The organism is Deferribacterota bacterium (assembly GCA_034189185.1).
Lineage (GTDB): Bacteria > Chrysiogenota > Deferribacteres > Deferribacterales > UBA228 > UBA228.
Map to the genome: position 1 here is coordinate 1 of JAXHVM010000094.1, position 6,898 is coordinate 6,898.

Genomic DNA, 6,898 nt, shown 5'->3' on the forward strand with positions numbered 1-6,898 from the left:
AATATTTGATAAAATATTTTATTAATTTAAGGAGCGAATTAGATACTAATTTTTTAAAAACTTTAATAAATAATTTTGAATTTAACGAGTTGAAGGATTTATTTAATGCGCTACATAAAAAATATAAAAATGTAGAGATATACAAAGTTGAGCTTGATTGTTTTATTGATAAAAAAGATTTTTCTGGTATTAATTACGCGCTACATAAAATAGCTGAATTAACAGATGAACCCATTCTGATGGAAGCTTTTGAATATATTGCTTTAAAAAGCGAAAAGGTTGACCAGCCTAATATATTGTTCAATATTGGTTTGTTAGCAGTAAGGTTAAAAAAGTATAACCAGGCAAGGGGTTTGTTTAATAAAGCTTTGCAATTTATAGACGATAGCGACATTGATCTAAGAAAAGAAATAGAAAGAAATCTTTCTGATGTAGAAAAGAATTTAAAAGATTACGATTTGCAATATGAGAAAATGAATAGTGGTGGTGATATAGAGATAACAGATGTTAAAAAAATAGAAGATGTTGGTTTAAATAAAACTAATAATGCAAATATTTTTGATAATGACAATATAGAGGTTGAAGTAGCTTACGATGAAGAAGGTATATTATCTAAGGCAAAAAAATTGATAGAAAAGAATTTATATAAAGAGGTCATCAAAGAATTAGAAAAATTGAACCAAAGTAATAGACAGTTAGATGCACTTCTTATGATAGCTGAGTGTTATGAAAAATTAGATAATAAGAAAGAAGCTATTAATTATTATAAGAGATCTTTGGAAAAATTAGATAATAATAACGAAAGAGAAAAATATTTAATCCGAATTGCTAATCTTTATTTTGATATAGGGGATAGGAAAAACACATTTAACACAATTATAGAGTTAGCTAGGTTAGATCCTTCGTATAAATTTTAACTTGCATTTTAATAAAACTCTTATATTACTATTAAATAAAAAGTGAGGTTTAGTATGACAAAAAGATGTGTGTACATTTTTTTTATAATGTTTGTTTTTGTTTTGAATGTATCAGCTAAAGACATTGCTAAAGAGTTTGAGAAAAATTTTCAAGAGAATTTAAAAGGTAGAAATATAGATAATGTAAGTGTTAGTCTTAAAGTAATTAAAAAATTAGATTTTTTACCCGATTATTACCTTTCTAAATTGACTATCTATGATAAAAAAAGAAATAAAAATATAACAAATTATGTTATAACTGATGGCAGAAGGTTAATAACAGATATTGTGGATGTAAAGGAGGGTAAAAGTATTATAAAAGAGATAAGCGCTAAGTTTGATACGGAAAATTTAGATACTTCAAAACTTACATTATACTATGGTTCTGAAGATGCTCAAAATAAGATTGTTGAGGTTACTGATTTTGACTGTCCTTTTTGTAGAAAGGCATATAATTACATAAAGGACAAGGTAAAAAAGAGAGATGATGTAGCTTTATATTTTCTTCTCTTTCCACTAGAGATGCATAGGAACGCTAAAGTAAAAGCTAAGATTTTTGAAGCTGGTATGGTTTTAGGGTATGATTTTTCAGATGAGTTATTTAATAATAGCAATTTAAAGAACTTAGATAGTGAAAAGCTTATCCTTTACTTTGCGAACAAAGTAGAGGATAAAGACAAATTTATTAAGCTTGTTAATTCGGAAAAAATTAATAAAAAGATTGAAGGAAATAAGCGTTACGCTCAATCACTTGGTATAAATGCAACGCCTATTATATATATAAATGGGAAAAAAGTAAGAGGTTTTGATAAGGATAGGGTTGAAGAGTTGATTGAAAATCTTGAATAAGAGATTGTTAACTATTTTTAATAAAGTTATAATTTTATTAAAATATATAAAAAAGAGTCCTTAAGAGGTGTAAGATGGATATCCAGCCCTTAGTTTTTGAAAAGGATATTGTTGAACTAGAAAAGAAAATAGATGAATTAAAGAGTTTAGTTGATATTGAGGACAGCGACTTAAACAAAGAGATAGAAAACCTTGAATCGAAATTAGCTAAAGTGAAGGAGAATATTTATAAAAATTTAACACCAGCACAAAAGTTGATGGTAGCAAGACACCCTAATAGGCCTTACACGCTAGATTATGCTAGGCTTGTATTTAAGGACTTTATTGAGCTCCACGGTGATAGATTGTTTGCCGATGATCTAGCAATAGTAAGTGGTATTGCAAAATTTGAAGGAGAGCCATTGGTAATTGTTGGACATCAAAAGGGTAGAAAGACAAAAGAAAATATAAAAAGGAATTTTGGGATGGCCAATCCAGAAGGGTATCGAAAGGCACTAAGAATCTTTTATCAAGCTACAAAGTTTAATAGACCTATTATAACATTTGTAGATACCCCAGGTGCAAATCCTGGTATAGGTGCTGAAGAAAGGGGACAGGCAGAAGCAATTGCTAGAAATCTTAAAGAGATGGCAGGTTTAACTGTCCCAATAATTACTATAATAACTGGGGAAGGTGGTAGTGGAGGTGCTCTTGGTATAGCTGTAGCCAATAGGGTATTAATGTTAGAGCACTCTACATATTCAGTTATATCAGCTGAAGGCTGTGCATCAATCTTATGGAAAGATGCTTCTTATTCAGATAAAGCAGCTGAAAATTTAAAACTGACTGCACAAGATATTATAAAATATGGTGTTATTGATGAGATTATAAAAGAGCCAAGCGGTGGAGCTCATAGAAACCATGTAGAGACAGCTTATAATGTTGGTAAGGCTATTAGAAGGCACCTTGATGATTTAAAAGATATGTCAGAGGATGAACTTGTGGATGATAGAGTTAATCGTTTTCGAAAAATAGGGATTTTTGGTGAGTAAAGTATAAATTTTAATTATTTTTGTTAGCTTGTATAAATGTTAATTCCAATTATAACAGGGCCCACTGGTGTGGGAAAATCAAAGCTATCAGAGTATTTAAGTGAAATTTATAGTATAGAGATAGTAAGTGCTGATGCTTTTCAAGTTTATAGATTTATGGATATAGGTACTTCTAAACCACCACGTGATGTACTTAATAAGGTGAGACATCATTTGATTAATATACTCAATCCTGATGAATTATACTCAGCTGGAAGATTTGTGGAAGAATGTGAAAAAATATTGGAATCCATTATAATAAGAGGGAAACTTCCACTAATTGTTGGTGGAACAGCTATGTATATCGAGCGTTTAGTGAGTGGTATATTTGGTGATATGGGCACAGAAAGTAGTGAAATAAGAAAATCATTGGAAAAGCAAGCAGATATGGAAGGGTATTATGCTTTGTATGAAAGATTAAAAAAAATAGATAATAACTATGCCTTAAAAATCCATCCTAATGATAAGGTTAGGATAATTAGAGCTTTGGAGGTCTATGAAAAATACAAGAAGCCTTATTCAAGGCTATTATCAGCAAAGCATAAAAAACCAAAGTTTAATTACAAAATATTTTTACTAAGAAAAGAAAGGGATATTATGTACGAAATGGCTAATAGAAGGGTTGATTTAATGTTTGAGAAAGGTTGGATAAAAGAGGTTGAAAACTTGCTTAATATAGGCTATAATAAATCTTTACATTCATTTAGAGCTATAGGGTATCTAGATATAGCTAATTATTTAGAAGGGGTTATTTCTTTAGAAGAAGTAAAAAATATCATTAAAAGAAAAACAAGACAATTTATTAAAAGGCAGTTAACATATTTTAAACATATGAAAAATTTAGATGCGGTCAGTGATAGAGGGGCAATTGAAGAATATTTTAAAAATAATTATAGACAATATAGATTATAATATTAGTATATAAGCTATTATTTAATAGGGGGCTTTATATGAGCAAAAAGTTGAATATCCAAGATTCCTTGCTTAACTATGTGAGAAAAAATAAAGTATCGATCAAAGTTTATTTGTTAAATAATACGATAATAGAAGGTTATTTAAAAGGATTTGATAATTTTGTTATAATTATAAAAGATAAAGACCAAAAACTTATATATAAACATGCTATTGCTTATATAATACCATCAGAAGAATTTGATGATGTTGTAATTGGATAGCTTTATTGACGGTATCTAATGTTAAGAAAGTTATATATTTTAATGCTTTAACATTTGGTCCATATAATATTGAGACAATTAATGATAAGACCAAGCTAGTATTAGGGCAGGTTTTGTTTAATACAAAGGTGTTTGACTTTATACACACTGATTACTATAATGATAAAATGGTGACTCCGCTTAAAAAATGTTTTATAGTATATACTTTAATAGATTATCCCCATAGATTGCCAGTGTTGAAACGATTGTTTGTAAATTTAGAGAAAAAATATATATATTTAAACAAAAGGATGTTTAATATTGATATTGGTTACATTGCTCTAGAAAAAATTGTTGTTGCCAGCACAAAGAATTTTTCCCACAGAATATACTTAAAAGGTGGTATATATGGAGATTTGCAGTTTATAAGAAAGGATGGTAAGTATAGACCTCTGCAGTGGACTTTTCAAGATTATAAACAAGACTTTGTCTTGTCCTTTTTTGAAAGAGCAAGAAATTATCTGAAAAAATTAATTTAATGAAATCTACAATAATATATATTGTTTTATCTATATTAGCGGTGTTATATTTAATATTTGGTCAGAATGGCGTTATGAAATTTTATAATTTAATAAAAGTTAGAAATTCTTATATTAATAAATCAGAAGAACTAGAAGATAAAATTAAAAAAACTGAGAATGAAATAGAATATCTAAAAAGTGACAAAGAGTATTTAGAGATGGTAATTAAGAAAAGATTAAATATGAAAAAAAGTGATGAAGATCTGTTTATTATAGACAATGGTTCAAAAGATGGCGGAAAAGATATACACAGTAACTGAACTGACTTATTCGATCAAAAGTCTTGTTGAGTCAAATTTTGTTAGTCCAATAAAATTAACTGGCGAAGTATCGAGTTTATCGCATTCACTTAGTGGTCATTACTACTTTGTTTTAAAGGATGACAATGCTCAGATTAGAATTGTTTATTTCAAAAGATATGCACAATATAATAATAATAGAAGTAATTACATCCCTAAAAATGGGGATAAAGTTGTAATTATAGGCAATCTAACTGTGTATGAGAAGGATGGTCAATATCAGATTATTGCTAAGGTTGTTGACTATAATAGTGTGGGTGATTTTTTCAAAAAATATGAGGAAACAAGAAAGATACTTGAGGCAGAGGGGTTTTTTGAAAAAAGCACTAAAAAAGAATTGCCTATTTTACCAAGAAAGATTGCAGTTTTGACCTCACCTTATGGTGCTGCCATAAAAGATTTTATTATTACTTCTCGTAAAAATTTGGCCAAATATGTAATTGATATTTGGCCTGTTCAGGTTCAAGGAGAGTATGCGCTAACTGATATAGTAAATACATTAAAGACACTTGAGGATAAAAAATATTGGTATGATATTGTTATATTAATGAGAGGTGGGGGTTCTTTAGAGGATTTAGCAATATTTAACGAAGAAGTCTTAGCAAGGTCTTTAGCTAATGTTAGTGTTCCAACAATTACAGCTATAGGACATGAGAGGGATACAACAATATGTGATCTTGTAGCAGACAAGAGTGTTTCTACGCCTACCCAAGCAGCGATGATTTTATCACAGCCATTTAAGGACTTAAATAAAACAATATCTGATTATATAAATTTTTTAACGAGGCATTTTGATTTAATATTATCAAAGAATATTCAACTTTTTGATAAATATATGGCTAAATTAGAGAGTTATTCGCCTGTAAGAAAAATTGAACATTCTAAAGAGAAGCTTAAATGGTATAATAATTCTCTTCGTCAGACCCTTTTTAATAAAATACAAATTAGAAAAGATGTTGAGGAAAATATAAAAATGCTCAAATTCAAATTTGAAAATAAATATAGATATGAGCATGAAAGACTAGTAGCACTGACCAAGAGATTAGAAAATCTAGACCCCTTAAGTGTATTAAAAAGGGGTTATGCAATTGTAAAAACAGATGATAAAGTAATAAGTAGGGTAAATAAGGTTAATCTAGAAGATGAACTTGAAATATGTATGTATGATGGTTATATTAATTCTTTTGTAACTGGTAAAAAAATGTATGGAGGTTCAAATGGAGAGGATTCCTATAACAAAAGAAGGTTATATAAAGTTGAAAGAGGAGTTGAGAAGATTAAAGACAATTGAGAGAAGATCTGTTATAGAGGATATTAAAGAAGCAAGATCTTTCGGGGATTTAAGTGAAAATGCTGAGTATGATGCAGCAAAAGAAAAACAAGGTTTTATTGAGGCACGTATTTCAGAATTAGAAAGCAAAATGACAAGATTGGAAGTAATTGATGTCTTAAACCATGCCTCAGATAAGGTAACCTTTGGAGCAACTGTGGAGATAGAGAATATGGATACTGGGGAGATTAAAAGATATAAGCTTGTTGGGCCTGATGAATCAGATATCAAGAAAAATCGAATTTCCATCTTATCACCAATTGCACGGGCTCTAATCGGCAAAAAAACTGGGGATGAAGCTATTGTAAACTCACCTGCAGGTGAAGTTGAATATGAAATTAAAAGTATTAAATATGAATAAAGATATAGTAAATTTACCCAATAGCATTACTTTAATAAGGTTAATATTAATACCCTTCATAATGTTTTTTTCTTATCTTGAAACAACCACTGGAAATATTATAGCAACAACTCTTTTTTTTGTTGCTTGTTTGACTGATTATTTTGATGGGATTATTGCAAGGCAACTAAATAGTGTTAGTGATTTTGGCAAGATTGCCGACCAGATTGTTGATAAAATATTAGTCGCTTCAATATTAATAGTATTAGTTGAAATAGAAAGGGTTCAAGGCTGGATTGTTATTATTTTAATAGCTCGT

At 29.1% G+C, this 6,898-nt stretch carries 10 protein-coding genes; all 10 read left to right on the forward strand.

What is annotated here, in order from left to right; genetic code table 11:
- A partial coding sequence (locus tag SVN78_07105; protein MDY6821372.1) for a tetratricopeptide repeat protein occupies window positions 1-917 on the forward strand: 917 nt, incomplete at its 5' end.
- A 54-nt stretch (window positions 918-971) separates the two neighbouring features.
- Window positions 972-1,805: a thioredoxin domain-containing protein gene (locus SVN78_07110; protein MDY6821373.1), complete on the forward strand. Its 834-nt coding sequence runs from the start codon at window positions 972-974 to the stop codon at window positions 1,803-1,805.
- Window positions 1,806-1,879: 74 nt separating this feature from the next.
- Complete coding sequence (locus tag SVN78_07115; GenBank protein MDY6821374.1) at window positions 1,880-2,836, forward strand: acetyl-CoA carboxylase carboxyltransferase subunit alpha; 957 nt, start codon at window positions 1,880-1,882, stop codon at window positions 2,834-2,836.
- A gap of 36 nt (window positions 2,837-2,872) precedes the next feature.
- Window positions 2,873-3,787, forward strand: a complete 915-nt coding sequence (gene miaA / locus SVN78_07120; protein MDY6821375.1) for a tRNA (adenosine(37)-N6)-dimethylallyltransferase MiaA — start codon at window positions 2,873-2,875, stop codon at window positions 3,785-3,787.
- Between the two features lie 38 nt (window positions 3,788-3,825).
- Window positions 3,826-4,050, forward strand: coding sequence for an RNA chaperone Hfq (gene hfq / locus SVN78_07125; protein MDY6821376.1), 225 nt, complete (start codon window positions 3,826-3,828; stop codon window positions 4,048-4,050).
- A 5-nt stretch (window positions 4,051-4,055) separates the two neighbouring features.
- A complete protein-coding gene (locus SVN78_07130; protein ID MDY6821377.1) occupies window positions 4,056-4,568 on the forward strand; it encodes a DUF4416 family protein in 513 nt (170 codons plus the stop codon).
- Window positions 4,568-4,870 (forward strand): septum formation initiator family protein, encoded by a 303-nt coding sequence (locus SVN78_07135; protein MDY6821378.1) that lies wholly within the window; start codon window positions 4,568-4,570, stop codon window positions 4,868-4,870. The genes SVN78_07130 and SVN78_07135 overlap by 1 nt, the downstream gene beginning before the upstream one ends.
- On the forward strand, window positions 4,842-6,200 hold the full coding sequence (xseA, locus tag SVN78_07140) for an exodeoxyribonuclease VII large subunit (GenBank protein MDY6821379.1): 1,359 nt from the start codon (window positions 4,842-4,844) through the stop codon (window positions 6,198-6,200). The genes SVN78_07135 and xseA overlap by 29 nt, the downstream gene beginning before the upstream one ends.
- Window positions 6,127-6,600 carry a transcription elongation factor GreA gene (gene greA / locus SVN78_07145; GenBank protein ID MDY6821380.1) on the forward strand — a complete coding sequence of 158 codons (474 nt, stop codon included), beginning with the start codon at window positions 6,127-6,129 and terminating at the stop codon, window positions 6,598-6,600. Before xseA ends, greA begins: the two co-directional genes overlap by 74 nt.
- On the forward strand, window positions 6,572-6,898 hold a 327-nt coding region (locus SVN78_07150; GenBank protein ID MDY6821381.1), incomplete at its 3' end, for a CDP-alcohol phosphatidyltransferase family protein. The genes greA and SVN78_07150, both read left to right, overlap by 29 nt.